We start from the raw sequence: 25,090 nt of genomic DNA, 5'->3' as shown, positions 1-25,090 counted from the left end.
GCCCGATTCCGTCTCCAGGGTGAAACCACCTTCAGGGGGAGGCCCACATGCGTACGGCACAGGCCAGGCGCTCATTCCAGCTCTCTCACTGGTCGTTCATGTTCGCCGAGATCGCCCTCTGGTCGTTCGTCGTGCTGGCGGTGACCGGAGCCGTGCTCATGGTGTTCTACGACCCCGGCATGGCCCAGGTGACCTACGACGGCCCGTACGCGCCGCTGCGCGGGGCGCTGGTCAGCCAGGCGTTCGACTCGACCATGCAGCTCAGCCTGGAGGTGCGCGGCGGCCTGCTCATCCGGCAGATCCACCACTGGTCGGCACTGGTGTTCGTGGCGGCGGTCGTGCTCCAGTTGCTGCGCATGTTCCTCACCGGCGCCTTCCGCAGGCCGCGCACCGGGCAGTGGCTGATCTGGGTGGCCCTGCTGGGGCTCGGCATGCTGGCCGGCGAGACCGGCAACGCCCTGCCCGACGACCTGCTGTCGGGCGGCAGCCTGTGGCTGATGGTCTCGGTCGTGCAGTCCGTGCCGGTGGTGGGCACGTGGGCGGCGTCCCTGCTGTTCGGCTCCGCCTTTCCCGGCGAGCAGGTCATCCCGGTCCTGTACGGCGGGCACCTGCTGCTCTCGCTCGTCGTCGCCGCGCTGCTGCTCGCCCGCGAGCTGCTGGTGCGGCGGAACGGCCACTCCCGCTTCGTCGCCTCGCTGCCGGTGCGGCGCGGCGCGCGCCCGCTCATGGCGGGCGCCACCGCCGGCATGCTGATCATCCTAGGGTTCGGCTTCCAGATCGCGCCCATCTGGCTGTACGGCCCCGCCCGGCCGACGCAGGTCTCCGCCGGTTCGGTGCCCGACTGGTACATGGGCTTCCTCGACGGCGCCCTGCGGATCATGCCGGGCTGGGAGCTGACGCTCGGCGGTTACACGCTGAGCCTGGCGGTCCTGGTGCCGGCCGTGGTGGTGCCCGGGGTGTTCTTCACCGCGCTGGCCGCGTACCCGGTGGCCGAGCGCATCGTCGCCAGGCGGCGGGGCCGGCCCGTGCCCGCGTCCGGCCTGCTCGACCGGCCGCGCGAGAAGCCGGTGAAGACGGCGCTCGCGGTCGCCGGCATCACGTTCTACGGCCTGCTGTGGACGGCGGCGGCCAACGACCAGCTCGCCCACAGCTTCCACCTGACCGTCGAGTCGGTGACGATCTTCTTCAGGTACGCCGTGTTCATCGGCCCCGTCGTCGCCTTCGTCGTCACCCGGTGGATCTGCCTGGCGCTGCGGCAGGCCGAGCGGGAGGCCGCCGAGCACGGCGTGGAGAGCGGCGTCATCGTGCGGACTCCCGACGGCGGCTTCCACGAGCGCCTGGAGCCCGACCGCCGCGAGCGGCGGCCCGAGCTGAAGGTCTGAGCTAGAGGTCCGAGCCGATTCCTGGGCCCGCGACGGTGATCGCGGCGCGTGGCAGCGACTCGCGCTGCGCCTCCTGCGGGCCCACGACGGCGTTGAGGCCGCCGTCCACGATCTGCGCGACCGCGTCGCCGGAGACGAAGGGCTCGCTGGTCTGTCCCTCGACCCTGATCAGCATGCGGGTCGGGGTGCAGAACAGGCTGGCCTCGCTCTCCCGCGAACCGCTCACCGCCACCTCCATGGGCCCGGAGAAGCCCTGCTGCCTGGCCGGGTGGCCCTGGCTGCCGGTGAGGTCGAGGTCGAGGGTCCAGTCGGCGCCGGACAGCCCGCAGTGGCCCTCGGAGTTGACCCAGGCGATCATGTCGTAGGTGCCGACCTTGATCTGCGCGAGCGGACGTTCGGCCTCCTCGGGCAGCTCGCCGTGGTCGACCAGGCCGCGCAACGTGGTCAGCGGCCACTGGGCCGGGTCCCTCAGCAGCGGGTCGGTGACGGGGGCTGAGCAGGAGACGAGGACCGGCGACATCAGGAACCCGGCCATGACACGCGCCAGACGATTGGTCACTCTCATCTTCCTCATTCGGCGACGCAGATCGATCATGATCCATCGCACAACCTATCCCAATGTCACCACCACTCCGGCCATCGGCCAATGTGAGCGGGAGGGGGGCGGCGGCACGCTGCGGGGCGCGATCGGCGTCCCCGGGCGTCCCGCGGCCCGCTTCTGGCAGTTCATCCATCCCTAGGAGGCGGTCCCGGCAAGGACGCGGTCCTGCGCGCGGCGGCGATCCACGTGGCGCTGCTGGTCATCTTCCGCATCAGCGGCAAGCGCACCCTGACCACGGTGAGATCACAGCCGTCCGGGCTCGTCGCGGTGCTCGCCGGGGAGCACGCTGGTTCAGCCGAGCTCGTGGGGGCCGAGGCGCCTGCGGCGGTCGCCCTCCTCGTCCTCCTCGTCGGCGTCCTCGGTGCCGGGGGCGACCCCGGGCGTGACGCCCGCGGGGCGCCTGAGCGTCTCCTCCTCGGTGGGGGTCAGCGGCGCACCGGCGGCCTCCTCGCTGCCCCCGCGCTCGATCGGCTGGTCCTTCTCGTCGTTCATGGGTCCCCCGTGGCACGAACGTGTGCGGATACGTGCCGGTTGGCTGCCCGTACGCGGGCCGCTGTAACGCGCCTTCTCAGGAGGCGTCGTCCTGGTAGGCCAAGCGGGTCAGCAGGGTCTTGAGCTGCTCGGCCTCGCCGGGCTCCAGGCCGGAGATGAGCCGCTCGGCCAGGGGCCCCGCGCTCACGTGGGCGGCGTCGAACAACTCCAGGCCCTGGGGCGTGATCTCCACGACGCGTACGCGCCGGTCCCCTGGAACGGTCCTGCGGACGGCAAGTCCGCGCCGCTCCAGGTCGTCCACGACCCGCATGACGCCCGCCTTGTCGGTTCCGGTGGCCGCCGCCAGGTCGCGCTGCACGGTGGGCCCGCGGTTGACCAGCACGATGAGCACGGCGAAGTGGCGCAGCTCGATGCCGAGCGGCCGCAGCGCCTCGGTCAGCACGTTCGCCGCCCGCCAGTGGGCCTTGCGCAGGAGCAGGCCCAGGGCGAAGGGCGAGGGGTCGCCGGGGCGGTCGGTCGCGCGGGGCGTGGCGGGCTCAGGTGCGGTCATACCGACATAGTACTCGAACGCTCTCATTCGCGACGGTTTCAGGTGAAACAACTCACACCGTCACGTCCGAAATCGTATTGATTGATACTATTTCGAGTGATACCGTAGTAGGTGTAACGACCATCGGGGGAGGAATCATGGAGGTCTACGAAGCCGTCACCAGCCGCAGGTCAGTGCGTGCCTTCACCGGCCGCCCGGTCCCGAAGGAGGTGCTGGAGCGGGTGCTGGCCGCCGCCGCGTGGGCGCCGTCCGGCTCTAACCTCCAGCCCTGGCACGTCTACGTGGTGACCGGCGAGCGACTCGCCGAGCTCAAGAGGCGCGCAGGAGAGCGCGTGGCCACCGGCGACGCGTGGGACGAGCGCGAGTACGAGATGTACCCGGCCGAGCTGAAGTCCCCGTACCGCGAGCGGCGCTCCGCGTTCGGCCGGGAGCGTTACGGCGCGCTCGGCATCGAACGAGAGGACTGGGAGGCCCGCCAGCGGGCCGCGGCGGAGAACTGGCAGTGCTTCGGCGCGCCGGCCGCGCTGTTCGTCTACATCGACCGCGACATGGGCCCGGCGCAGTGGGCGGACCTCGGCATCTACCTGCAGACGGTCATGCTCCTGCTGCGCGCGGAAGGTCTGCACAGCTGCCCGCAGATGGCATGGTCCGTCTACCGCAGGACGGTCGCCGAGATCGTGCGGCCCGCCGAAGGGCTCGTGCTGTTCTGCGGCATGTCGATCGGGTTCGAGGACGTCTCGGTCAGCCGGCCGCGTACGGGCCGGGCGCCCCTGGAGGAGACCGTCACCTTCGTCGGCGGCCCCTCCCCCGCCTGCCGGAGCCGGCGCCGCCCGGCCCGCCGCAGGGGTCACACGGTCCGCGCCCGCCTGCCGCGGCCGACACCGGACGACGACCGGCCCACCGGGTCCGGCGCCCCCACCCATCAGGAGAGACATGACCAGCCAGTTCCGCCTCGGCGGTGACCTGACGATCAACCGGCTCGGGTTCGGCGCCATGCGCCTGTCCCAGGCCGTCCCGGGCGGGCCCGCCCGCGAAGCCGAGCAGGGCCGCGCCGTCCTGCGCAGGGCCGTCGAGCTGGGCGTCGACCACATCGACACGGCCGGCTTCTACCGCAGCCAGGACGGCACGGTCAGCGCCAACACACTGATCCGCGAGGCCCTGTCGCCCTATCCCGACGGCCTGGTCATCGCTACCAAGGCGGGCCCGGTCTTCGGGCCAGGAGGTCCGCGGCCCGGCACCCCCGCCGAGGTGCGGGCTCAGGTCGAGTCCGACCTGGAGAGCCTCGGCCTCGACCGGCTCGATTTGGTCTATCTGCGTGTCGGCGGCACGGGACCCGCGCCGGGCGAGTCGCTGGCCGAGCGCTTCGAGGTGCTCGCCCGGATGCGCGACGAGGGCCTGATCCGCCACCTGGGCGTCAGCAACGTCGACGCCGCCCAGCTCGCCGAGGCCCTCGGCATCGCGCCGGTCGCGGCCGTCCAGAACGCCTTCCACCGCGGCCTCCGCGCCGACACCGCCGTGCTCGACGTCTGCACGCGGGCCGGCATCGCCTTCGTGCCCTTCTTCCCCGCCGGCGGCGGGCTCGACGACCCCGGCCTGCTCAAGGTCGCGGATCGGCACGCCGTCACCCCGCGCCAGGTGGCGCTGGCCTGGCTGCTGGCCGTCTCGCCGGTGACCGTGGTCATCCCCGGCACCGGTTCCGTGGCCCATCTCGAGGAGAACGTGGCCGCCAGCTCGATCACGCTCACCGGCGACGACCTCGCCGATCTCGCCTGACGCCCGCGGCCGGTCCCGGGCGTACCTGCAGAAAGGACGGCCATGACCATGACGACCCATCACCGTTTCCTGGCCTCCGAGGAGACCGGCCGCCTGCCGGACGGGCGCCCGGCGGGGCTGGCGGCGGGGCTGGCGGCGCTGCCCCGGCCGGTGGCCGTCGCGGTCGGCGGCGGCGGGGTGCTGGGGGCCGCGCAGGTCGGCATCGGGTACGCGCTGGAGCAGCGCGGCTTCGTCCCCGACCTGATCGTCGGCACCTCGGTGGGCGCGCTCAACGGCGCCATCGCGGCCGCCCACCCGGGTACGGCGGCGCCGTGGCTGGACCGGGTGTGGACGCGGGTGCGCAGGCGCGAGGTGTTCCCGCTGTGCCGCCTGCCCTCGCGGGCCGGGGTCTTCGCCGACCGCGGCCTGCGCCGGCTGATCGCGCAGGCGGGGTTGCCGTCGCGGATCGAGCAGCTCGACGTGCCGTTCGCCGCCGTGGCCATGGATCTCGCCACAGGCGCGCCCGCGCTGCTCGACCACGGTGACCTGGAGTCGGCGCTGCTGGCCAGTGCCGCCATCCCGGGGATCCTGCCGCCGGTCGTGCGCGGCGGAAGGACGCTCGTGGACGGCGGCGTGATCGCGTTCGTCCCCGTACGGGCGGCTCTGGAGGCGGGTGCGGCCAGCGTGGTCGTGCTGGCGACAGGACAGACGAGCATGCCGCCGCGCCCGTCGGCGCCGCCCCGGTGGGCCGGCGCGGTGGCGGCCAGGGCGGGGCTGCTGCTGTTGCAGCACCAGATCGCCCGCGACCTGCGGGAGGTGTCCGAGCGCGTCCCGACCGTCGTGCTGCCGACCGGCGTCGAGAGCTGGCCGGCCCCTTGGGACTTCCGCCAGTCCCGCCGCCTGATCCACACCGCCGCCTCCGCGGCCGGCCACTTCCTCGACACGCTGCAGATAGAAGGCCCCGGCCTCTACCAGGCGGACGCGGGAACGCGGCCTCCATCGCACGGCCCGGACACGACGGGCCTGCGAAGAGCGGTCGCCGGCCCAGCGGCCGGCCATGAGGGAGCGGGGGTCCGGCTGTGAGCACCTTCGCGTTCGTGAACATCGCCCTGCAGGGGCACGTCAACCCGACGCTGCCGGTCGTGGCCGAGCTGGTCCGCAGGGGGCACACGGTCACCTACCACGTCGCGCCCGCGTTCGCCGACGTGGTCGCCGCCACCGGCGCGACCGTGCGCACGTATCCCGGGGGCGACCTGACGCTGCCCGAGCGGCCGACGCCTCTGACGATGCTGGACGGGCTCGCGCGCACGACCGTCGCGCTGCTGCCCGCACTGCTGGACGACCTGCGCCGCATCGGCCCGGACCTGGTCGTGCACGGCTCGGCCTGTCCGTGGGGCGCGGTCGCGGCCGGGGAGCTGGGGGTGCCGGCGGTGTCGGCGTTCACCACGTTCGCGTTCGGCCGCCGCGTCGCGAGCCCCACCCGCGCCTCGTGGCCGATGATCGCCTCGGCGGCGGCCAGGCCCGGCGTCGCGACCGGCTACCTGCGGTCGCGGTGGGAGCTGCACCGGGCCTATGCCACGGGCCGGCTGCCGCTGCTCGACCTCGCGAACGTCCGGCAGCCGCTCAACCTGGTCTTCACCGCCCGCGCGTTCCAGCCGGACGCGGAGAGCTTCGACGACTCGTACCGGTTCGTCGGCCCGAGCCTGGGCGAGCGCCCGCGGGACCCGTCGTTCCCCATGGACGCGCTGCGGGACCCCGTGTTGTACGCCTCCCCCGGCACGGTGCTCGACGCGGGCCCGGCGCTGCTGCGGACGTTCGCCGCCGCGCTGGCCCCGCTGGGCGGCACCGTGGTCATCTCGACCGGCCGCACCGACCCGGCTGCGCTGGGCCCGCTGCCCCCGAACGTGCTGGCCCGCCGCTTCGTCCCGCAACTGGAGGTGCTGGATCGCGCCGCGCTGTTCGTCACCCACGGCGGCATGAACAGCGTGAACGAGGCCCTGCACGCGGGCGTCCCCATGCTGGTGCTCCCGCAGGGCGCGGACCAGCCGCTGGTGGCGCGCCGGGTGGCGGAGCTGGGCGCGGGTCTCGCGCTGGCTCCGCACGAGGCGGACACGGAGGCCGTGCAGGTGAGGGCCGGGCTGCTGCTCGGCGAGCCGCGCTTCCGCGTCGCGGCGTACGACCTGCGCGACGCCCAGCGCGCGGCGGGCGGCTACCGGCGCGCGGCCGACGAGCTGGAACGCCACCTCGGCCAGGGCAGCAGGCCGGTGCCCGCGAACGCGCGAGGGCGGTGAGCGATGTCCGCCGTCGTTGTCGTCCTGCTGCTGGCCGGGCTGTCGGAGTCGGCGGGCCGGATCCTGCCGCTGATCGCGCGCCGGCCCGGCGTGTCGCGGGCGCACGCGGTGCGGCTGCTGCTGACCGGGGCGGTGGTGGAGTTCGTGGTGTTCGCGTTGTGGCCGTGGGCGGCGGGCGTGCTGGCCGAGCTGCAGAGCCCGCGCACGGAGGCCGCTCCTGGGTGGACGCCCGCTCTCGCGGCGCCGCTGCTGCTCGCCGCCATCGTGGCGTTCCCCCTGCTCGGGCCGCTGCTGCACACGCTGCTCATCGTCGCGGTCGGCGCGAACCTCACGGGCTCGCTCGCCACGGCGACCGGGCTGGGCTGGTGGAGCGCCGCCGGCTGCGTCGCGGTCGCCGGGCTGGGGCTGGGCGCGGCCGTGGGCGGCGTCAGGTGGCTGGTCGTGCGGATCAGCGCGCTCCAGGCGGTGCCGGCATGACCGAGTTCCCGCTGCTCTTCCTGGCCCTCGGCATGGTCCTGCTCGCCGAGGCGCTACTGGCCCGCTACGAGGTGCTCGTCTACACCGCCGGGTGGCGGACCGCCACCGGCGAGCTGCCCCACGGCCTCCCCTACGCCAGGGGCGCCGATCCGAACCGTCCTCCCGCGGCGTACCTGGTCTATCTGGACGGCATCGGCAAGCGCCGCTTCACCGACACCCGCGACGGCGGCCGGCTGGTCAAGGCGCTGCTCGACAAGGCGCCTGAGGTGCGGGTGCTGGGGCAGGTGCAGCCGTACTCGCCGCTGGCCGACCCGCTCGCCGACCGGCCCGTGTGGGCGTGGCTGCGGCGCCGCGCGCAGATCCTGCTCTTCCTGCACAACGTCATGCAGATCTTCGTCGCCGCCGACCGCCGCTACCGCCCGCTCTACAACCGGGCGGTCGGCACCCAGATCGCCCGGCAGCTGCGGCTGGCCGGCTACCGGCCCGGCAGCGGCATCCCCGTGGTGCTGCTCAGCTACAGCGGCGGCGCGCAGGTCGCCACCGGCGCGGTCAAGGAGCTGCACGCCAGGCTGGCCGCCCCGCTCCTGCTGATCACGCTCGGCGGGTTCCACAACGGCGCCAACGACCTCACCCACGCCCGCCGGCTGCACCGCCTCACCAGCGACGCCGACTGGATCGAGCGCCTGTGCCTGATCCTGTTCCCGCAGCGCTGGCCGGCGGCCAGGGGCAGCGGCTGGAACCGGGCCGTCCGCGCGGGCAAGATCACCACGCACCGCCTCGACCCGGCCACCCACATGGGACGGCGCAGCTACATCAGCCCGGACGCGCGGCTGCCCGACGGCCGCACCTACCTCGACCACACCGCCGACACCGTCGTCCGCCTCATCCGCGAGCCGCTCAGCCCGTGACGCTCCTGCCCTCCAGGCGGGTGATCGCGATCGTGCCGGTGGTGCCGCGCAGGCCGAAGCCGTAGCGGTAGGCGCGCCTGTCCTGGTCGGTGGTGAGCAGGCCCGCGATGGGTGCGGTGTGCAGGCGCTGCCACGTGCCCTGGTGCTCGGCGTAGGAGGTGATGGTGGCGCCCGACAGCACCAGGGCCAGCCGGTCGCCCGGGCTGAAGCGGTGCGGGATCTGGACGGGCACGTCGGTGCGGAACTCGCCGCCGACCCGCACGTCGAAGCCGGTGGTGCCGCGGGTGTTGTTGTACCAGGCGGTGACGTAGTCGTCGGCGTCCTTGATCCAGCCGGTGAAGACGCTGTCCTCGGGCCGCCCGGTGGCGGCGAACGCGCCGAACGTCACCGCCACCACCGCCTGGTCGGAGGCGAGCGCGGCCGGCCCGGCCAGCAGGCCGAAGTACGGCGCCGAGCCGGTGCCGGCGAACCTGCCGCCGCCCGCCGTGGTGCGCGGCAGCTCCTCGTCGTCGGGGAAGGGCCGGTAGGCGGCGTAGCGGCGGGAGGTGTCGCCGGTGAACGCGTCGGCGACGGCGACCCGCTCGTACGCCGCCAGGTCGAGGCTCGGCCCCGGCCGCACGGTCTTCCTCCCCCATAACGACGGCCCTGCCAGCACGCCCGCCGTCACCAGCAGCGCCACGGCCACGGCCACTCCCGCCGCCCACCGGCCCGACAGCCGTCGCACGGGCTCGATCAGCGTCGCCTCGGGGCCCTGCGCGCCGCCGGTGAGGCGGCGCAGCGCCAGCTGGGCGGACGGGCGCGCGGCGGGATCCTTCGCCAGGCAGGCCGCCACCAGCGACCGCAGCGGCTCCGGCACCCCCGACAGGTCGGGCTCGCCGTGCAGGACCGCGTGCAGCACTCCCGGCACCGACGAGGCGGGGAACGCCGGATGGCCGGTCGCGGCGTAGACCATCGTGCCGGCCCAGGAGAACATGTCGGAGGCCGGCGTGAGCGGCTGCTCGGTGAACTGCTCGGGCGACATGTACGACGGCGTCCCCGACGTCACCCCGCCGCCCGTGCGGTGGTCGAGCGCGCGGGCGATGCCGAAGTCGATGAGGACGGGCCCCTCCGGGCCGAGGATCACGTTGCCCGGCTTGACGTCGCGGTGCACGATGCCGGCCGCGTGGATCGAGGCCAGCGCGGTGAGCGTGGCGACCGCCAGCCGTTCGAGGCCGCTGCCGGTGCGCGGGCCGTCGCGCTTGACCAGCTCGTCGAGCGACGGGCCTGGGACGTACTCGCTGACGATGTAGGGCCGCTCGTCCACCAGCCCGGTGCCGAGGACCTTGGCCGTGCAGAACGCGGCGACCCGCCCGGCGACCTCGGCCTCGCGCAGGAACCTGCGCCGCGTCTGCGGGTCGGCGGCGAGCGAGGCGTGCAGCACCTTGATCGCCACCTGGGCGCCGGCCGGCGACTCCGCCAGGTAGACCGTGCCCTGGCCGCCCTCGCCCAGCCGGTCGAGGACCCTGTGGTCCCCGACCCACAGGTGATCGGGCGCTCGATGGACGGTCACGGCGGTCCCCCGTCAGGTCGGACGATCGTACGGGTGATCAGATTAGTGCCGTCCGCGCCCGCGTGCCGCTCTCGCCCCGCCGTCAGTGGCCGGTGGTGAGGACCATGCGGTAGCGGGCCTCGCCGGACATCATCCGGTCGTAGGCGGCCGCGACCTCCTCCAGCGGGCGGGTCTCGGTGAGCGCCCGCACGCCGGTCAGCGCGGCGAAGCGCAGCGTCTCCTCGACCTCGCGGGCGGTGCCCGACGGGTGGCCGTGCACGGTCCTGCTGTTGGTGATGAGCTGGAACGGGCTGACCTGGATGGGCTCGGGCGTGGCGCCGAGCACGACCAGCTCGCCGTTGTCGCCGAGGCCGTCGATGGCGGCGCTCATCGCCTCGGAGCTCGCGGCGGTGGCCAGCACGACCCTCGCGCCGCCGAGCGCCTGGAGCTGCCCGGCCACGTCGCCCGCGGTGGAGTCGACGTAGTGGTGGGCGCCGAGGTGCTTGGCGGTGTCGGCCTTGTCGGCGCCGCGCGCGACGGCGACGGTCTCGAAGCCCAGCTTGTTGGCGAACTGCACGCCGAGGTGGCCGAGCCCGCCGAGGCCGAGGATCGCGACGAGGTCGCCGGGCCGTGCGGCGCTGCGCCGCAGCGCGTTGAACGTGGTGACGCCCGCGCAGCCCATGGGCGCGGCCTCGACGGCGCTGATCTCGTCGGGGACGCGGGCGAGCGCGGAGGCGGGCACGGTGGTGTACTCGGCGTACCCGCCGGGGTAGGCCCAGCCGGGCACCTGCATGCGGGCGCAGTGGATGAAGTCGCCCTCACGGCAGGACCGGCAGGTGCCGCAGTTGCCGCCGAACCAGCCGACGGCCACGCGGTCGCCGACGTTCCAGTCCTCGACGCCGTCGCCGACCGCGTCCACGCGGCCGGCGATCTCATGGCCGGTGACGAGCGGGAACGACACGTTCGGGAAGCCCGCGTTGACGAACCCGGCGTCGGAGCGGCACACGCCGCACGCCTCGACGGCGACGCGGACCTGGCCGGGGCCCGGCTCGGTCAGCTCGCGCTCGACCAGGTTGAACGGTCCGCCGGCCTCGTTGACCTGGGCGGCGCGGTAGAGAGTGGTCATGGACATCAGGTACCCCTTGAGCGGAGAACGAACGTGATGGGGACCGGCTCGCCGGCCCACGTCAAGCACACCAGTCCGGGACCGGCCATAGGGGGCCTGAGCAGGCCCTTCGCGGGCAGGTAACGGCAGGGCAGGTACTGACAGGGCCACCTTGGGGTGGCCGCGCCGCCCGCGCGCGGATCACACTGGATTCATGGATCGCAGGAGCGAACTCGCCGGCTTTCTCCGTTCCCGGCGCGCCCGCCTCGGCCCTGACGAGGCGGGGCTGCCGGCGGACGGCCGGGCCCGCAGGGTGCCGGGGTTGCGCCGCGACGAGGTGGCCCGGCTGGCCGGCATGAGCACCGAGTACTACACCCGGCTCGAGCAGGGCCGGGTCGGCACGCCGTCCCCTGAGGTGGTCGAGTCGCTCGCCCGTGCCCTGCAGCTCGATCCCGCCGAGCGCGAGCACCTGCTCGACCTGCTGGCCAGGCCCACCCCGGCGCGGCACGCCCCGGTGGCGCCGCAGCGGGTCAGGCCGGGCCTGCACCTCACGCTGCAGACGCTGGAGCACGTGCCGGCGTTCGTCATCGGGCGGCGCACCGACGTGCTGGCCGCCAACTTCCTGGCCCGGCAGGTGCTGACCGACTTCGAAGCGCTGCCCGCGCCGCAGCGCAACCTCGCCCGCTACTACCTGCTCGACCCCGCCGCCCGCGAGCGGGTGGGCGACTGGGAGCGGATCGCGTCGGAGACGGTGGCGATGCTCCGGCTCGAGGCCGGCCGCTACCCCAACGACCGGCGGCTGGCCGACCTGGTGGGTGAGCTGACGTTGCGCTCGCCCGAGTTCACGACCTGGTGGAACGACCACCGGGTGCTGCGCCGCACCCACGGCGGCAAGGTCTACCACCACCCGGAGGTGGGCGAGCTGCACTTCTCGTACGAGAGCTTCATGCCGCCGGGCGACGCCGACCAGATGTTGTGCGTCTACAACGTCGAGCCCGGCTCCCCCACCGCCGACGCGCTGCGCCTGCTGAGCAGCTGGGCCGCGCCTGGCCGCACGGCCCGCGCCTGAGACCTAGCTGTAGGCGAACAGGTCCTGCCGCAGGCCGGTCTCCTTGAACAGGTGGTCGCGAGAGGCCTCCAGCTCGGCGCGCAGGCGGGGCAGGTCGGCGCCGAGCAGGCGGCCACGCCACTTGCGGATCCGCCCGCCGACGATCACCGTCTCCACGTTGCCGCGGTCCATGAGCGTCACGACGGCGCCTGGCACGCTGTTGAGCGGGGCGACGTTGAGCGCGGTGGCGTCGAGCAGCACGATGTCGGCCTGCTTGCCGGGCGTGAGCGTGCCGGTCCTGTCCGCCAGCCCGAGGTGCCCGGCGCCGTTGACGGTGGCGTAGCGGAGCACGTCGCGGACGGTGAGCAGGGGCGGCGTGTCCCCGGACGGGGCCGGGTAGGGGTCGCCGTCCCCGGCTCCGGCGAGCACCCGCTCGTTGACGACCATGCGCTGCATGGCCATCGCGGTGCGCATCAGTGTGAACGGGTCGGCCGCCATCGTGGTCTCGACGTCCGAGCTCAGTGACGGCTCCATGCCGAGCTCCTGCATCTTGATGATGGGCGGGGTGCCGTGCCGCATGACCATCTCGATGGGGAAGGCGATGGAGACCTGCGCGCCCGCGTCCCGCAGCATCGTCCATGCCTGGTCGGACATGCCGGTCATGTGGATGAAGAGGTTGTCGGGGCCGACCTCCACACCGCCCGCGCCCCGGGCGAGGTCGTCGAAGGCCGGCCGCATCCCGAACGCGCCGACCGCGTGGGCGGCGATGCGCAGGCCCAGCTCGCGGGCGAGCGTCCATGAGCGGGTGTAGACGTCCCTGCCGAGGTGCACCTCGCCGCCCATCACCATGGTCACGAGCTGCTCGTCGGAGGGGAACCACTGCTCCCTGACGCGGCGGGCGTCCTCGGGGTAGCGGGCCTCCGGGCGCCCGTCGCCCTCGAAGTAGCCGAACGCGGCCCGCCGCCCGGTGTCGATCAGGGCCTGGACGGCCGCGTCGGTGTGCTCGGGCGAGTGGTGGATCTGCGAGACGTCGAGCACCGTGGTGACGCCGGCGTCGAGCTGCGACAGGCCGGCGAACAGCACGTTGACGTACACGTCCTGCGGCCGGTAGGCGCGGGCGAAGCCGTTCAGGATGTGCTCGACGTACGTGGGGTACGCGCTCGGCGAGCCTGAGCCGTCGTCGAGGAGCAGGCCGTTGGCCAGGAACGCCCGCTCGGCGGTCTCGAACAGGTGATGGTGGGTGTCCACGAAGCCCGGCATGACGATGCGCCCGCGCGCGTCGATGACGGCGGCGCCCGCGGCGTCGAGCCCGGGGCCGATCGCGGTGATCGTGCCGCCCTCCACCAGGACGTCGGCGCTCTCGAAGTCGCCCACTCCTGGGTCCATCGACATCACCGCGCCGCCGCGGATGACGTAGCGCCGTCCGGGGGCGCCGGTGTCGGGCGGCGGATCCTGGTGGGCGGGGCCTGCGCTGGGGGTGGCGTGCTGCTGTCCGGGCATGCCGGCTCTCCTTCATGAGTTGATGCGTCAACTCGAAGGCTAACCGATTCGGTTGATGTGTCAACTCACTGGTAAGGTGTCCGCATGGCCCAGCCGGGATTGACCGAACGCGAACTCCGCGCATGGCGGACGTCCTTCCGGATGGTCGAGCTGCTGCGCACCCGCATCGAGCAGCAGCTCCAGGCGAGCAGCGGCCTGTCCAACGCCGACTACACCGTGCTCGCCCTGCTGTCGGAGGCGCCCGGGAGGCGGCTGCGCGCGTACGAGCTGGGGCGGGTCGCCGGGTGGGAGAAGAGCCGCATGCACCACCAGCTCACCCGCATGGAGCGCCGCGGCCTGATCACCCGCGAACGGTGCGGCTCGCGCGGCATCGACGCCGTGCTCACCGACGAGGGGTTCGCCGCGCTGCGCACCGCGGTGCCGGGGCACGCGGAGGAGGTCAGGCGCCTGTTCGTGGAGCGGCTGACACCGGAGGAGCTCGACGCGTTCGCCGCCATCTCCGCCAAGCTCCTCACCGCCCTGGAGGCGGACCGGTCCGGCGCCGGCTGACCGCTCAGGGGAGCAGCGGGAGGCGGCCGACGATCTTGTCGACCTTGTTGCGCGGGCCGACGACGCTGACCGCGTAATACTCCATGTCCTCGGGCGCGGTCTCCTTCACGGTGGCGAGGTAGTCGGCGTAGACGCGGGTGTGCTGGGCCGCGGCCGGCATGTCGGCCACGTGACAGGTGTCGGCGGCGGCGGCCTTGGCCCTGATCGTGCGCAGCGTGGCCGCGTCGGCGGCCAGCACCGAGCAGCCCGCCCAGGGCAGGCCGGGGTGGTCGGCGCCGCTCGCGTCGATCGCGTCGTCGCCCAGCAGGCCGGTGACCGCCGACGAGGTGGCCGCCGCGACGCACACGGCCGCGTTGACGGCCCGGCCGGCGGGCAGGGCGTCGTTGACGACGATCACCCACTTCAGGCGGGCCGCCCTCGTCGGGGCGGTGGGGTCGATCTCGTCCGGCGCGAAGCCGACGGTGCTGCCGTCTGACATGGCGAAATCCCTTATTCGTTCGTACGGAACCGATGGGTTACGGTATTCATCCATGCGTTAGAGCAGCAAGCAATCCGTACAAGTATCGGAGAAGGCGGGTTTTGGGCGGTCATGGACGAACTTGATAAGGCGATTGTCCGCGAACTGCAGTCAGATGCACGGATGACCAACCGCGACCTCGCGGCGGCCGTGGGCGTCTCACCGACCACGGCGCTCGACCGCACGCGGGCGCTGCGCCAGCGGCAGGTCATCCGCGGCGCGCTCCTCGACGTCGACCTCGCCGCGATCGGCCGCCCGGTGCAGGCCCTCATCGCCATCCGCGTACGCCCGCCGTCCCGGCGCAACATCGAGGGCTTCCGCAACTGGGTCAGCCGCCTGCCCGACACGCTCGGCGTCTATGTGACGGCCGGGACGGAGGACTTCATCCTGCACGTGGCGGTGCCCGACAACAACAGCCTGTACGCGTTCGTCATCGACAAGCTCACCGAGCGGCCGGAGGTGGCCGACGTGCGCACCTCGATCGTCTACGAGCACATCCGCAACAACCGGATCGCCCCGGCTGTTTGACCGGTCAGGCGCTCTCCCCCACGCTGCGCTCGTGCCACTCCGCCAGCGCGACCAGCAACCCGTCGGCGGCGCCGCCGAACATCGCGCTCAACTCCTCGGGGCTGACCGCCACCACCACGTGATCGAGCAGGTCGGCACGGAGCTTGGCGGCCCTGGTGTCGCCCGCGCCGTCGGGGTCGAAGGCGGTGGCCGCGAGATAGAGGCCGCCCACGCCCGCCGCGGAGGCGGTCTGGCGAGCCTGCGTGCCGAGCACGGCGGCGGGGTCGGCGGGCACGGCGGGCAGCACCGGCCGGCCGTCGCGCAGCAACAACGTCAGCGGCCTGGCCGGCGCCTGCTCCGCGACCTCGCCGTCCGGCACCAGCACGCCGCCGTCGTCGCGGCGCGCCACGTCACGCGGACGCGCCCAGGGCAACCCCCTGGCCTGGTCGTCCGCACCCGCCCGGCTGAACAGGCGGCCATCGGCGTCGACCACGAGGTCGCCGGGCTGCCAGCGCTCGCCGTCGAGTGGTGTGTGCACGTTCGTCATGGTGAGCACGGTACGCGGCGGCTGTGACAAATGATCGAGGAGGGCGGGCAGCGCGGCCCCGCTGCGCTAGCGTAGGGCCTCGAAGTGCCGGAACGCCTGGTCCGCGAGGTCTCCGGCCGCGTGAGCCCGACGGAGGCACCCCCATGCACGACGACTACGGCGGCCTCGAAGGCAGGGTCGCCCCATGACGCGCCGGCCTGCGGTGGCGGGCCGTGGCCGGCATCCCGCGGTGGTGATCGCGGCCGGGTTCGGCTCGGCGGTGCTGATCGGCACCGCGCTGCTCGCCACGCCGATGGCGACGACCTCGGGCGAGGGCGACTGGATCACCGCGTTCTTCACCGCCACCTCGGCCGTCTGCCTGACCGGGCTGGTGGTGGTCGACACCGCCTCGCACTGGTCGGTGTTCGGCGAAGTGGTGATCACCGTGCTCTTCCAGGTGGGCGGGCTCGGCATCATGACGCTCGCCACGCTCGTCATGGTGATCCTCTCCGGCCGCATCGGGCTGCGGGCGCGGCTGTCGGCGCAGCTGGAGACCAAGTCGGTGGTGGCCGCCGACCTGCGTCAGGTGCTGGCCAAGGTGGTGATGTTCACGCTGGTGTGCGAGGCGGCGGTCGCCGCGGTCCTCACCGTACGGTTCGTCACCGGCTACGGCGAGCCGCTCGGCAGGGCGCTGTGGCTCGGCGTCTTCCACGGCGTGTCGGCGTTCAACAACGCCGGCTTCGCCCTGTGGCCGGACAACCTGATGCGGTTCGTCACCGATCCGTGGATCTGCCTGACCATCGCCGCCGCGGTCATCATCGGCGGCCTCGGCTACCCGGTCGTCTTCGAGCTGCTGCGCACGTGGCGGCAGCCGCGCCGCTGGTCCGTGCTCACCCGCGTCACGGTCGGCCTGAGCGTGCTGCTCATCGGCGGGGGCACGCTCGCGTTCCTGATGACCGAGTGGCGCAACCCGGCCACGATGGGCCCGCTCGACGACTCGGGCAAGCTGCTCGCCGCGTTCTTCGCCGCCGTCATGCCGCGCTCGGGCGGCTTCAACACGCTCGACGTCAGCCAGATGTACCCGTCCTCCTGGCTCGTCACCGACATCCTGATGTTCATCGGCGGCGGCAGCGCGGGCACGGCGGGCGGCATCAAGGTCACCACGTTCGGCTTCCTGGTGTTCATGATCTGGTCGGAGCTGCGCGGCGAGACCCACGTCAACATCGGGCACCGGCGGCTGCCCGCGTCCACCCAGCGGCAGGCGCTGTCCATCACGCTGCTCGGCGTCATCCTCGTGGCGCTGTCCACCTGGCTGCTGCTCATCATCAGCGGGCACGACCTCGACCGGGTGCTGTTCGAGGTGATCTCGGCCTTCGCCACCAACGGCCTGTCGACCGGCATCACCACCGACATCTCCGTGGCCGGTCACGTGCTGCTGAGCCTGCTGATGTTCGTGGGCCGCATCGGTCCGCTCACCCTGGGCTCGGCGCTCGCGTTGAAGCAGCGTACGCGCCGGTACGAGCTGCCGGAGGAGCGCGTCATCATCGGCTGAGCCGCGCCGGGACGAATGCGTTCGTCTCCGTGGGTAGAGGGGCGCTCCGACTACCCAGGAAGGCCCCCAAGATGAGCACTTCGCGCACCACAGCAAACCGCACTCCGCTGCAGCTCGCCGCGCTGGTCACCGGCGTGGTGTTCCTGCTGGTCGGCGTGCTCGGGTTCGTCCCGGGCGTGACCACCAACTACGACGACCTGCAGTTCGCCGGTCACCACTCGGACGCGATGCTGCTCGGCGTCTTCCAGGTCTCGATCCTGCACAACATCGTCCACCTGCTGTTCGGCATCGCGGGCGTGCTGATGGCCAGGACGTGGAGCGGCGCCCGCGCCTTCCTCATCGGCGGCGGCGTCATCTACCTCGTGCTCTGGCTGTACGGCCTGCTCATCACGCACGACAGCCCGGCCAACTTCGTACCGCTGAACACCGCCGACAACTGGCTGCACCTCATCCTCGGCCTCGGCATGACCGGCCTGGGCGTGCTGCTCAGCCGCCGGACGGCCGTCATCCGCTGACCTGTCGTTTGCCCGGCCACGCGCCGGGCAGCCGACCCGTCCCCGCTGAAGGACACCGGGCAGAACGAGACGGGAGGCCCCGATGGAGGACGTGGGCGCGGCGTGCGAGCGGGTGGCGCGGCAGGCGCTCGGCCTGACCGACCTGCGGCCCGGCCAGCTCGGCGCGATGAGCGCGCTGGCGCGCGGCACGGACGTGCTGGTCGTGATGCCGACCGGGGCCGGCAAGTCCGCGATCTACCAGGTGCCCGCGCTGCTGCTGCCCGGCCCCACCGTCGTGGTCTCCCCGCTCATCGCCCTCCAGCGCGACCAGGTCGAGGCGCTGCGCGAGCGTGATGAGGAGGCGGTGAGCCTCGACGCCGGCACCTCGGCGGGGCGGCGGCGCACCGCGTTCGAGTCGCTGCGCGCCGGGGAGACGGAGTTCCTGTTCTGTGCTCCGGAGCAGCTCGCCAAGCCCGACGTCGTCCGCGACCTGGCCGCCGCGAAGCCGTCGCTGCTGGTCGTGGACGAGGCGCACCTGATCTCCTCCTGGGGTCACGACTTCCGGCCCGACTACCTGCGGCTGGGGCAGGTCGCCGAGGCTCTCGGCCGGCCGGCGATCGCCGCGCTGACCGCCACCGCCGCGCCGCCCGTGCGGGTGGAGATCGCCGAACGGCTGGGGCTGCGGGATCCGGTGGAGATCGTGCAGGGGTTCGACCGGCCGAACATCTCGCTCACCGTCCGCAGGATGATGGACGACCCCGCCGCCGACATCGTCTCCGCCGTCGCGGCCGAGACCGGGCCCGGCATCGTCTACACGGCCGTACGCAAGCAGACCACCCGCCTGAGCGAGCTGCTCGGCGAGGCCGGGGTGCGGGCGGCGGCCTACCACGCCGGGCTGCGGCGCTCCGAGCGCGACGAGGTGCACGGCAGGTTCATGTCCGGGGACGTGGACGTGGTGGTGGCGACCAGCGCGTTCGGCATGGGCATCGACAAGCCGGACGTGCGGTTCGTCGTCCATGCCGAGGTGCCAGGGTCGCCTGACGCCTACTACCAGGAGATCGGCAGGGCAGGGCGGGACGGCGAACGCGCCTCGGCGACGCTGTTCTACCGTCCCGAGAACCTGGGCTTGCAGCGTTACTTCACCGGGTCCGTACCGGACGCCGAGGTTCTGGCCCGGGTGGCGCGGGCCGTGGCGGAGGGCGGAGGCGACCGGCGTGCACTGCGCGAGCGGGCCGACGTGTCGGCGCGCCGCCTGACGACGCTGCTCGACCTGCTGGAACGGGCCGGCGCCGTACGCGTCGGCACCCGCCGCGTCGAGCCCGCGCCCGGCGCGCCCGCACCTGAGGAGGCCGCCGAGCTGGCCGTGGAGCTGGCCGAGCGGCGGCGGGACGTGGAGCGTACCCGGCTGGAGATGATGCGCCGCTACGCCGAGACCGATGACTGCCGGCGGCGGTTCCTGCTCGGCTACTTCGGCGAGCAGGTCGCCGACGCGTGCGGCAACTGCGACACCTGCCTGGCCGGCACCGCCGACCGGCAGGTGGAGGAGGAGAGCGGGCCGTTCGCCGCCCACGCCAGGGTCGAGCACCGTACGTGGGGGCCCGGCGAGGTCATCCAGCGCGGCGAGGACCGCCTGACGGTCCTGTTCGACACGGCCGGCTACCGAGAACTGCAACTCGACACGGTCCTCGACCAAGACCTCCTCACCGAACCCCCGACCTCCTGACCCTCGCCCGACCTCGACGGCCCGCTGCCGGCCGGGCCGACTCTGGGCGGCGGTCCCGATGCTCAGGGGGGCGGCGGGCGGACCTGCCCGTCGCCTGCTGGGCGGAGGCGCGTCAGCGGTGTCCGCCCAGCCCGGCCCGGCCCCTGGCCCTGACCGCCGCCGCTGCCGGCCGGGCAGGCCGGCGGCGGGGCTGGTGGGCGGCGGGGCTGGTGGGCGGCTGTTAGGTGAGGGCGGGTTCGAGGTGGCCGGTGTCGTGGATGTAGGTCGGCTCGTGGGGCTTTTCACCCGCCTTGCGGGCGTTGAGGCGGTTCATCAGTTTGGTGAGCATCATGCCGTACACCACGTGGCCGGCGATCATGACGGCCGGGCGGCCGGGGCGGTCCTCCGTGGCGGCGGGGAGGATGTTCATGCCGGGCACCCAACCCTGGTAGCTGGCGGCCCAGATGGCCAGGCCGTAGCCGATGCCGGCGATCGACGGGGCCTGGCCGCGGACGAGCAGGCCGTACAGGGAGCCGGCGGCGGCGCCGAAGCCGAAGTGGGCGAGCGCGCCCGCGGCGCCCTCGCCGGACTTCGGCCGGTGCTTGTGGCCCGGGAGCATCGCGCGGGCGATCCGCTTGGGCGGCTGGTCGGGCATGAGGCCCATCCGGCTGCCGGCCAGCATGACCCCGCTCATCGCGGCGGTGGCGAGGACGCCGCTCACGGCGCCCTTCATGAGAGCTCGCATCATGCAAGCCGGTTGCCCGACAGAAGGCAGAGGAAACACCCGCCGGGAGGCGGGCGCGCCCCCGGGGTCAGCTCTCCTTGGCCAGCGCGCCGCGACCCGCGCTGAGGTGCACGACGTTCCCGTCGATCCTGGCCACCTGGTCGGGGGTGACGTAAAGGTCGCGGGAGAACAGCCCCTTGGCGTCCACCTTGAGGAAACCCGTACGCACGAGCCGGGCCGCGAGCGCGGGCGGCAGGTCAGGCTCGGGGTCGGTGAAGACGTCGGCCAGGATCGGCACGACACCGGGCCGCGGGTCGGACTCCTGGCCCTCGGTGGTCGCGGCCCCCGGGTCGCCCAGCTTCACGAACTCCACCGTCCCCAGTTCCTGGCCGTCGCTGTCGACGACCTTCATCCCGGACTGCACCTGATCGATCACCGGCTCCTGAAAGGCGTGCACGGCACCGCTCCTCTCCTGTAGGTCAGAGGCGGTACGCCTACCCAGAAAGAGCCCGGACAGCGGCCCGGCACCCGCGAACCTGGCGTTTACCGGCCGCTGGAGTCGCAGCCCGGCGCGGATGGCGATTTTGGCGGGTGCTTGGCAGCGCCGTGCCGCGGGTCCCGCCGACACTGGAGGAGGTGCACCGGGCCGGTGGCGGCCGTGGCGACCAGGCTTGGGGGTAACCGTGTCGATGTTCTGGGATCTCAAGCACCGGCTGAACGCGGCGGTCAACGCCCACGACATACCGCGCATCCTCACCTGCTACAGCGAGGACGCCGTCTACGTCACGCCTGGCGGCCTCGCCGAGGGACACGACCAGATCGAGTGGATGTACCAGCAGACGTTCCAGGGCTTTCCCGACTGGCACGCGGCGGCCTGGTTCGAGCTGGGCGACTGCGAGAACCCGGCGGTCACCGAGTGGACGTACACCGGCACCCACAACGGCACCCTGCTGATGCCCGGCGGCCGGGAGATCGAGCCGACGGGCCGTTCCATCTCGGTAAGGGCGACCTGCACAAGCTTCGTCAAGGACGGGAAGATCTGTACACACCGGGAGTACTACGACCAGCTGGAGCTCTACAGCCAGCTCGGCTTCGGCCTGCTGGAGCTGGAGCGGATGCCCGCGTGACGCGTTCAGGCCCGTTCGGCGAACTGCTGCCGCCCCACGACGCCGAGCAGCCGCAGCTTCTCGTGCCCCTCGGTACGCGGCGACGCGGTGAGCACCAGCAGCGCCTGCGCCTGGTCCTCGGTGAACAGCACCTGGCAGTCCACCTCGATCTCGCCCAGCTCCGGATGGACGAGCACTTTGTGGTCCTCGAACCGCTTGGCCACCTCGTGCCGCTCCCACAGTTCGGCGAACTCGGCGCTCTCCCTGCTCAGCGCCCGTACCAGCTCGCCCGCCTGGGAGCGCGGCCCGCGTACGCCGTAGGCGGCGCGCAGGTTCGCGACCAGGGAACGGCTCTGCCGGCCGTGGTCGCTCTCCGGGTAGCAGCGCCGCGCGGCCGGGTCGGTGAACCAGCGGTAGATGTCGTAGCGCGCCAGGCCCGCGTAGTGCGACTTGTCGCCGAACAACGCCTCGGCCATCCGGTTCTGCACCAGCGTCTCCCCCAGGTCGGACACGATGAGCGCCGGTGTGTCGGACAGGCGGTCCAGCACCCGCAGCAGCGGCGGCGCGACGTGCGTCACGGCCGACAGGGACGAGGGGGCGTTGTGGCCGCAGATCTGGAACAGGTAGCCGCGCTCGTCGTCGGTCAGCCGCAGCGCCCGCGCCAGCGAGGCGAGCATCTGCACGCTCGGCTGCGGGCCGCGCTGCTGCTCCAGCCGGGTGTAGTAGTCGGTGGACATCACCGCGAGCGCCGCCACCTCCTCGCGCCGCAGCCCGGGCGCCCGGCGGCGGGCTCCGGGCGGGAGCCCGACGTCCTCGGGACGGAGGGCTTCGCGGCGGCGGCGCAGGAAGTCCGCCAGGGCTGCACGATCCATATATCCCATTATGTGCACTGCCGGCGCGCTAACCAGGGATCGCCGATCCCCCGATGACCGGTCTCTGCACCCGCGCCGCCCGCCGGGCCACGCTCGAAGCATGCAGATCTCAGGGAACACCATCTTCATCCCCGGTGCGACGAGCGGCATCGGGCTCGCGCTCGCCCTCGCCCTGCGCGACAAGGGCAACACCGTGATCGTGGGCGGGCGGCGTACCGAACTGCTGGAGCGGATCGCCGCCGAGCACCCCGGCGTGGACACCGTCACCGTCGACACCGCCGACCCCGCCAGCATCCAGGCCGCCGCGGAGCAGGTCCTCGCCCGGCACCCCGGCCTGAACGTGCTGATCGCGATGGCCGGCATCATGCGGGTCGAGGACTGGCGCAAGCCCGAGTCGTTCCTCGCCTCCGCCGAGTCCGTCGTGACGACGAACGTGCTCGGGCCTATCCGGCTCATCGCCGCGTTCATCGAGCACCTGCAGACGCGGCCCGACGCGGCCATCGTCACCGTGTCGTCGGGGCTGGCGTTCACCCCGCTCACCGTCACCCCCAGCTACAACGCCTCCAAGGCGGCGATCCACATGCTGAGCGAGTCGATCCGGCTGCAACTGGAGGGCACGAGCGTGCGGGTGGTGGAGCTCGTCCCGCCCGCCGTGCGCACCGCGCTGCTGCCCGGGCACGAGGAGAACGAGCACGCGATGCCCCTGGACGAGTACGTGGCCGAGACCATGGCGCTGCTGGAGAGCCGGCCGGACGCGAAGGAGATCCAGGTCGAGCGGGTCAAGTTCCTCCGCTACAGCGAGGTCCGCGGCGACTACGACGAGGTGGTGTCCATCCTGAACGCCACCGACCCGCACGGCGACTGACGTTCTCCCCCGTCGAAGCAGTGCAGAATGCCGCCATGTCGACGATCATCGCTGAACGCTCCGACGGTATCGAGGTGGAGCATTTCTACGCGGACATCGAGTGCAGTTATGGTCGTGAGGACGAGTCATCCGACGATGAATCTGAGCTTGATCAGGTCCTTGTCGCCGTCCTCGGAGAAGTTGGCGATCTCGACCTCGCTCAGCTTCAGGGGGCTCTGGGTGAGGACGGTGAGTCGGCAGCCGCCGTCCTCGTAGTCGTCGCCGCAGTCCTCCTTGGGCCGGGTGAAGTTCACGGAGCGGACGGCGGGGCGGGTTCGCAGCCATTCGACGACGGTGTCGACCAGGACGCCCACGTCGCACCTGTCCTGCTCGGTGGCGTACTCCTTCTCGCACAGGGTGGCCGACACCTCGACGGCGCTCTCCTCGCCCTCCTGGAAGTGGACCGACTTGCCCGGGATCGTGCCGAGGCCCGCCAGCAGGTCCATGTTGGCGGCGTAGCGCTCACGTTCCTGGCTCTCTTGCAGGGCTTCGCGGATCTGGATCGCCGCGGCCACCGCGACGAGGAGCGCCACGGCGGCTCCTGCGCCCACGAGCAGGCGGAGGAGCAGCCGGAGCCGGCCTGACCTGGGCGGACGTCCAGGTTTGTCGGAAGGCGGCGGGTCGGCGGGCAGGCGGAGGGTGGCGGGGCCTGGTGGCGTGCGGTCCTCGGCGACGGCGGCGAGATGCGCGCGGACGTCGTGGGCGGCCGGCCGGTGCGCGGGGTCGCGGCGCAGCAGCGCCATCAGCACCGGCTCCAGGGGACCGGCCTTCGCGGGCGGTGCGGGGTCGCGGGTGGCGACGGCGACGAAGATCGCCCCGGCGCTCGCGCCGTCGTACGGGGGACGCCCCTCCACGGCGGTGTAGAGCGTCGCGCCGAGCGACCACAGGTCGGACACGGGCGTGGCCGGCCGGCCCAGCGCCTGCTCGGGCGCCATGTACGCGGGCGTGCCGAGGATCGCGCCCGTGCCGGTCAGCGTGACGTCACCCTCGACGGCCGCGATGCCGAAGTCGGTCAGGACGACCCGCTCGCCCTCCAGCAGGACGTTGGCCGGCTTGATGTCGCGGTGCGTGATGCCGGCCTGGTGGGCCGCGCACAGGGCGTCCAGCACCTGGAGCCCGATCCGCGCGGCCCGCGCGGGCGGCAGCGGCCCCCGCTCCGCCAGCAGGTCCTGTAAGGAGCGCCCGCGCACCAGCTCCATGATGATCCACGGCCGGCCGTCGGCGCCGGTGACGTGATCGTGCACGGTGACGATGCCGGGATGCTTGAGCCGCGCGGCGGCGCGCGCCTCGCGGTCGAGCCTGGCGATCCAGTGCGCCCGTTCGGCGTCGTCGAGCTGCTCGGGCAGGAACAGCTCCTTGGCCGCCACCTCGCGGCCGAGCTGCTCGTCGCGGGCGGCCCAGACGGCTCCCATCCCGCCGCGGCCCAGCAGGCCGGTCAGCCGGTAGCGGCCGGCGAGCAGGCGCCCGTCCGCCTCCCTTTGCGTGTCCTCCTGCCGTACACCGTCCACCGCCGGCACCCCTCATGTCGTGTCCTGTGACGGACAGAGATCATCTCAGAGCGAGCGGGTCACGCGCACGGGCCCGGGCCCACCGTGGTGCGGAGCCCGGGGCCGCTGGGTCAGCGGTTGGCGGCGAGGCTGTGGACCGGGTGCTCGCCCTCGGTCTGCAGCCGGTACTCGCGGCCGTTCTTGGCGCGGTTGTCGTCGATGACCCGCTCCGAGGGGGCCTTCTCGCCGCCCATGATCGCTTCCTGCATCTTCTCGAAGCGCTCGTGGGCCTCCTGGACGTAGCCGGTGCCCAGCGTGGTGTAGTCGATCTGGGTCGCGATCAGCTCGCGCAGGTACGCCTTGTTCGGCTCGAACGTCACCGGCGCCGGCAGTTCGGGCGCCAGCACCTCCTCCGGGTCGCGGCCGTCGAACCGCTTGAACATCTCCACGGCCAGCCGCAGGTGCTCCAGCTCCATGTTGAGGTGGAGCTCCCAGATGTTCTTCACCTTGGGGTCG

28 protein-coding genes and 1 pseudogene are annotated in these 25,090 nt (G+C 72.9%); 16 read left to right on the top strand and 13 right to left on the bottom strand.

What is annotated here, in order from left to right:
• The first annotated feature begins 47 nt into the window (after positions 1–47).
• Positions 48–1,382 carry a cytochrome b gene (locus ACFFR3_RS10395; protein WP_345385345.1) on the top strand — a complete coding sequence of 445 codons (1,335 nt, stop codon included), beginning with the start codon at positions 48–50 and terminating at the stop codon, positions 1,380–1,382.
• Position 1,383: 1 nt separating this feature from the next.
• Here the strand turns inward: ACFFR3_RS10395 and ACFFR3_RS10390 are convergent, their stop codons facing one another.
• A complete protein-coding gene (locus ACFFR3_RS10390; protein WP_364379887.1) occupies positions 1,384–1,941 on the bottom strand; it encodes a hypothetical protein in 558 nt (185 codons plus the stop codon).
• Between the two features lie 34 nt (positions 1,942–1,975).
• On the opposite strand from ACFFR3_RS10390, the gene ACFFR3_RS10385 reads away from it, so the two are divergent.
• On the top strand, positions 1,976–2,122 hold the full coding sequence (locus ACFFR3_RS10385) for a hypothetical protein (protein WP_379483011.1): 147 nt from the start codon (positions 1,976–1,978) through the stop codon (positions 2,120–2,122).
• A gap of 152 nt (positions 2,123–2,274) precedes the next feature.
• Here ACFFR3_RS10385 and ACFFR3_RS10380 read toward each other — a convergent pair whose 3' ends face one another.
• Both ACFFR3_RS10380 and ACFFR3_RS10375 read right to left on the bottom strand, forming a co-directional pair.
• Positions 2,275–2,475, bottom strand: coding sequence for a hypothetical protein (locus tag ACFFR3_RS10380; protein ID WP_379483010.1), 201 nt, complete (start codon positions 2,473–2,475; stop codon positions 2,275–2,277).
• Positions 2,476–2,551: 76 nt separating this feature from the next.
• Entirely contained in the window at positions 2,552–3,025 is a 474-nt protein-coding gene (locus ACFFR3_RS10375; protein WP_345385348.1) for a MarR family winged helix-turn-helix transcriptional regulator, read from the bottom strand.
• A gap of 137 nt (positions 3,026–3,162) precedes the next feature.
• Here ACFFR3_RS10375 and ACFFR3_RS10370 point away from each other — a divergent pair, with 137 nt between their 5' ends.
• The 6 genes from ACFFR3_RS10370 to ACFFR3_RS10345 are packed head-to-tail and all read left to right on the top strand — an operon-like array spanning position 3,163 to position 8,453.
• Positions 3,163–3,987: a nitroreductase gene (locus ACFFR3_RS10370; RefSeq protein ID WP_345385349.1), complete on the top strand. Its 825-nt coding sequence runs from the start codon at positions 3,163–3,165 to the stop codon at positions 3,985–3,987.
• Positions 3,959–4,798 carry an aldo/keto reductase gene (locus tag ACFFR3_RS10365; protein ID WP_345385350.1) on the top strand — a complete coding sequence of 280 codons (840 nt, stop codon included), beginning with the start codon at positions 3,959–3,961 and terminating at the stop codon, positions 4,796–4,798. Before ACFFR3_RS10370 ends, ACFFR3_RS10365 begins: the two co-directional genes overlap by 29 nt.
• A gap of 48 nt (positions 4,799–4,846) precedes the next feature.
• On the top strand, positions 4,847–5,860 hold the full coding sequence (locus ACFFR3_RS10360; RefSeq protein WP_379483009.1) for a patatin-like phospholipase family protein: 1,014 nt from the start codon (positions 4,847–4,849) through the stop codon (positions 5,858–5,860).
• Positions 5,857–7,068, top strand: a complete 1,212-nt coding sequence (locus ACFFR3_RS10355) for a macrolide family glycosyltransferase (RefSeq protein ID WP_364379870.1) — start codon at positions 5,857–5,859, stop codon at positions 7,066–7,068. The genes ACFFR3_RS10360 and ACFFR3_RS10355 overlap by 4 nt, the downstream gene beginning before the upstream one ends.
• 3 nt (positions 7,069–7,071) lie before the next feature.
• Positions 7,072–7,545, top strand: a complete 474-nt coding sequence (locus tag ACFFR3_RS10350) for a hypothetical protein (RefSeq protein WP_345385354.1) — start codon at positions 7,072–7,074, stop codon at positions 7,543–7,545.
• Entirely contained in the window at positions 7,542–8,453 is a 912-nt protein-coding gene (locus ACFFR3_RS10345; RefSeq protein WP_345385355.1) for a hypothetical protein, read from the top strand. The genes ACFFR3_RS10350 and ACFFR3_RS10345 overlap by 4 nt, the downstream gene beginning before the upstream one ends.
• On the opposite strand, the gene ACFFR3_RS10340 is transcribed toward ACFFR3_RS10345, so the two are convergent.
• Both ACFFR3_RS10340 and ACFFR3_RS10335 read right to left on the bottom strand, forming a co-directional pair.
• The gene (locus ACFFR3_RS10340; protein ID WP_345385356.1) at positions 8,443–10,002 is read right to left on the bottom strand and encodes a serine/threonine-protein kinase; all 1,560 of its coding nucleotides are present in this window, start codon (positions 10,000–10,002) and stop codon (positions 8,443–8,445) included. The two genes, ACFFR3_RS10345 and ACFFR3_RS10340, sit on opposite strands and share 11 nt — an antisense overlap.
• A gap of 82 nt (positions 10,003–10,084) precedes the next feature.
• Positions 10,085–11,113, bottom strand: a complete 1,029-nt coding sequence (locus tag ACFFR3_RS10335) for an alcohol dehydrogenase (protein ID WP_345385357.1) — start codon at positions 11,111–11,113, stop codon at positions 10,085–10,087.
• A gap of 187 nt (positions 11,114–11,300) precedes the next feature.
• Here ACFFR3_RS10335 and ACFFR3_RS10330 point away from each other — a divergent pair, with 187 nt between their 5' ends.
• Positions 11,301–12,155, top strand: a complete 855-nt coding sequence (locus tag ACFFR3_RS10330) for a helix-turn-helix transcriptional regulator (RefSeq protein ID WP_345385359.1) — start codon at positions 11,301–11,303, stop codon at positions 12,153–12,155.
• A gap of 3 nt (positions 12,156–12,158) precedes the next feature.
• On the opposite strand, the gene ACFFR3_RS10325 is transcribed toward ACFFR3_RS10330, so the two are convergent.
• Positions 12,159–13,634, bottom strand: coding sequence for an amidohydrolase family protein (locus ACFFR3_RS10325; protein WP_364379859.1), 1,476 nt, complete (start codon positions 13,632–13,634; stop codon positions 12,159–12,161).
• A gap of 84 nt (positions 13,635–13,718) precedes the next feature.
• Here ACFFR3_RS10325 and ACFFR3_RS10320 point away from each other — a divergent pair, with 84 nt between their 5' ends.
• A complete protein-coding gene (locus tag ACFFR3_RS10320) occupies positions 13,719–14,183 on the top strand; it encodes a MarR family winged helix-turn-helix transcriptional regulator (protein ID WP_364379856.1) in 465 nt (154 codons plus the stop codon).
• Between the two features lie 4 nt (positions 14,184–14,187).
• Here the strand turns inward: ACFFR3_RS10320 and ACFFR3_RS10315 are convergent, their stop codons facing one another.
• Positions 14,188–14,661, bottom strand: coding sequence for a DUF2000 domain-containing protein (locus tag ACFFR3_RS10315; protein WP_345385362.1), 474 nt, complete (start codon positions 14,659–14,661; stop codon positions 14,188–14,190).
• A 111-nt stretch (positions 14,662–14,772) separates the two neighbouring features.
• Here ACFFR3_RS10315 and ACFFR3_RS10310 point away from each other — a divergent pair, with 111 nt between their 5' ends.
• On the top strand, positions 14,773–15,228 hold the full coding sequence (locus ACFFR3_RS10310; protein ID WP_345385363.1) for an Lrp/AsnC family transcriptional regulator: 456 nt from the start codon (positions 14,773–14,775) through the stop codon (positions 15,226–15,228).
• A 4-nt stretch (positions 15,229–15,232) separates the two neighbouring features.
• Here ACFFR3_RS10310 and ACFFR3_RS10305 read toward each other — a convergent pair whose 3' ends face one another.
• Entirely contained in the window at positions 15,233–15,754 is a 522-nt protein-coding gene (locus tag ACFFR3_RS10305; RefSeq protein ID WP_345385364.1) for a hypothetical protein, read from the bottom strand.
• A gap of 184 nt (positions 15,755–15,938) precedes the next feature.
• On the opposite strand from ACFFR3_RS10305, the gene ACFFR3_RS10300 reads away from it, so the two are divergent.
• The 3 genes from ACFFR3_RS10300 to ACFFR3_RS10290 all read left to right on the top strand — a co-directional run bounded on the left by ACFFR3_RS10300 (position 15,939) and on the right by ACFFR3_RS10290 (position 19,502).
• On the top strand, positions 15,939–17,285 hold the full coding sequence (locus ACFFR3_RS10300) for a TrkH family potassium uptake protein (protein ID WP_364379849.1): 1,347 nt from the start codon (positions 15,939–15,941) through the stop codon (positions 17,283–17,285).
• A 71-nt stretch (positions 17,286–17,356) separates the two neighbouring features.
• On the top strand, positions 17,357–17,800 hold the full coding sequence (locus ACFFR3_RS10295; RefSeq protein ID WP_345409214.1) for a DUF4383 domain-containing protein: 444 nt from the start codon (positions 17,357–17,359) through the stop codon (positions 17,798–17,800).
• Between the two features lie 82 nt (positions 17,801–17,882).
• Positions 17,883–19,502: a RecQ family ATP-dependent DNA helicase gene (locus tag ACFFR3_RS10290; protein ID WP_364379846.1), complete on the top strand. Its 1,620-nt coding sequence runs from the start codon at positions 17,883–17,885 to the stop codon at positions 19,500–19,502.
• A gap of 220 nt (positions 19,503–19,722) precedes the next feature.
• On the opposite strand, the gene ACFFR3_RS10285 is transcribed toward ACFFR3_RS10290, so the two are convergent.
• Positions 19,723–20,214, bottom strand: coding sequence for a DUF6789 family protein (locus tag ACFFR3_RS10285; protein WP_364379844.1), 492 nt, complete (start codon positions 20,212–20,214; stop codon positions 19,723–19,725).
• A 79-nt stretch (positions 20,215–20,293) separates the two neighbouring features.
• Positions 20,294–20,662, bottom strand: a complete 369-nt coding sequence (locus tag ACFFR3_RS10280; protein WP_364379841.1) for a hypothetical protein — start codon at positions 20,660–20,662, stop codon at positions 20,294–20,296.
• A 232-nt stretch (positions 20,663–20,894) separates the two neighbouring features.
• Between ACFFR3_RS10280 and ACFFR3_RS10275 the strand changes: the two genes are divergently transcribed.
• Entirely contained in the window at positions 20,895–21,332 is a 438-nt protein-coding gene (locus ACFFR3_RS10275; protein ID WP_345385366.1) for an ester cyclase, read from the top strand.
• Between the two features lie 5 nt (positions 21,333–21,337).
• Here ACFFR3_RS10275 and ACFFR3_RS10270 read toward each other — a convergent pair whose 3' ends face one another.
• Positions 21,338–22,183 carry a helix-turn-helix transcriptional regulator gene (locus ACFFR3_RS10270; RefSeq protein ID WP_345385367.1) on the bottom strand — a complete coding sequence of 282 codons (846 nt, stop codon included), beginning with the start codon at positions 22,181–22,183 and terminating at the stop codon, positions 21,338–21,340.
• Positions 22,184–22,283: 100 nt separating this feature from the next.
• Here ACFFR3_RS10270 and ACFFR3_RS10265 point away from each other — a divergent pair, with 100 nt between their 5' ends.
• Entirely contained in the window at positions 22,284–23,048 is a 765-nt protein-coding gene (locus ACFFR3_RS10265) for an SDR family oxidoreductase (protein WP_364379838.1), read from the top strand.
• Positions 23,049–23,173: 125 nt separating this feature from the next.
• On the opposite strand, the gene ACFFR3_RS10260 is transcribed toward ACFFR3_RS10265, so the two are convergent.
• Complete coding sequence (locus ACFFR3_RS10260; protein WP_379483008.1) at positions 23,174–24,595, bottom strand: serine/threonine-protein kinase; 1,422 nt, start codon at positions 24,593–24,595, stop codon at positions 23,174–23,176.
• A gap of 110 nt (positions 24,596–24,705) precedes the next feature.
• Positions 24,706–25,090 (bottom strand): annotated as a pseudogene (locus tag ACFFR3_RS10255) (hypothetical protein); the annotation flags it as partial.

Origin of the sequence: Nonomuraea salmonea (assembly GCF_042428605.1) — a bacterium.
GTDB classification, from domain to species: Bacteria; Actinomycetota; Actinomycetes; order Streptosporangiales; family Streptosporangiaceae; genus Nonomuraea; species Nonomuraea salmonea.
Note: the sequence above shows the minus strand (reverse complement) of the source record. Positions and strands in the feature narration are given on the sequence as shown.